Annotated in this window: 1 pseudogene; it reads left to right on the top strand. The window is 50.2% G+C overall.

Annotation, left to right across the window (positions count from 1 at the left end):
* Positions 1-30: 30 nt before the first annotated feature.
* Positions 31-235 (top strand): annotated as a pseudogene (locus FS628_RS32390) (hypothetical protein); the annotation flags it as partial.

Here is a 235-nt window from a genome sequence, read left to right as displayed (position 1 = left end):
GTGATTGAGACGAATGAGGCTTTGAGTTAGGTGAAGAAGGATGCGGATGAGTTTGAGGGTGACGGGGAGAAGATATTTGTGGGAGGTAATTGGGGCGGTGGGGAGATTGGAAGTGAGACGGGAGGCGTGGTGAGAAATGGATGTGTGGGTAAGGTGATGAATATAAGGGGAAGGGTTGATGCGGAAGAGTTACGGGGGGTTCTTGTATTGTGTGGTGCGTATAATCTGTGTACCG

This window comes from Paenibacillus xylanexedens (assembly GCF_007676705.1).
Taxonomy (GTDB): Bacteria; Bacillota; Bacilli; order Paenibacillales; family Paenibacillaceae; genus Paenibacillus; species Paenibacillus xylanexedens_C.
This window is presented reverse-complemented; position numbering and strand designations above follow the sequence as displayed.